Below are 578 nucleotides of genomic sequence, written 5' to 3' on the forward strand. Positions count from 1 at the left end.
TCAACTTCAAGCCAAACTTTTTCAAATAATTCATCAAAAATTTCTTTGCTGAAGCGTATATCATATAGTGTATTATCAGCATCTAACGTTTGATGTTCTTCTAGCCATTCGTTCAACTCTTTAGAGATAATAATTTTTTCTGTCATTTTATTCGCCTTTCCAGTTTTTGAAATCATCAGCCATATCTTGTATAAAGCCCATAATATCGTCAGTAGTGTACTCTGTAAGCTCATTCTCGTTACTTAAGTTAGCAAGTTCTTTGGCATAGTCTAAGGCCTTGTTACGGTCTTTATCGTAGCTTTCACCCTCTTTCTTCCCAGCTCTCACTAGATACTTCAATACCTGCATTGTATACCATCCTGCAAGTTCTTCGTAGTCAAAATTATGCTTCAAGTATTCGTTAAGTTCCACACCGTATTCATTGGCATAGTGCCGATTCTCTTTAAAATTCATTAGATGATTCCTCCAAGCCATACAATAAGCAACGTCGCAATTATACCTATCCAAGTTATAGCGATAAGTGTAAAGCCGACACCTGCAACCATCATTAAAGTTTTTACTGTATCTTTCATTTTGTT

Annotated in this window: 1 protein-coding gene; it reads right to left on the minus strand. The window is 35.5% G+C overall.

Annotated elements, in window-relative coordinates:
* Positions 1-147: 147 nt before the first annotated feature.
* Positions 148-453: a DUF3310 domain-containing protein gene (locus EII37_RS10830; RefSeq protein WP_124788562.1), complete on the minus strand. Its 306-nt coding sequence runs from the start codon at positions 451-453 to the stop codon at positions 148-150.
* Between the last annotated feature and the right edge of the window lie 125 nt (positions 454-578).

Origin of the sequence: Streptococcus sp. OH4692_COT-348, assembly GCF_003859975.1 — a bacterium.
GTDB lineage: Bacteria > Bacillota > Bacilli > Lactobacillales > Streptococcaceae > Streptococcus.

What these genes read in the sequence shown, in the direction of transcription:
- EII37_RS10830 (WP_124788562.1), bottom strand. Translation starts at nt 453, where the DNA reads ATGAATTTTAAAGAGAATCGGCACTATGCCAATGAATACGGTGTGGAA.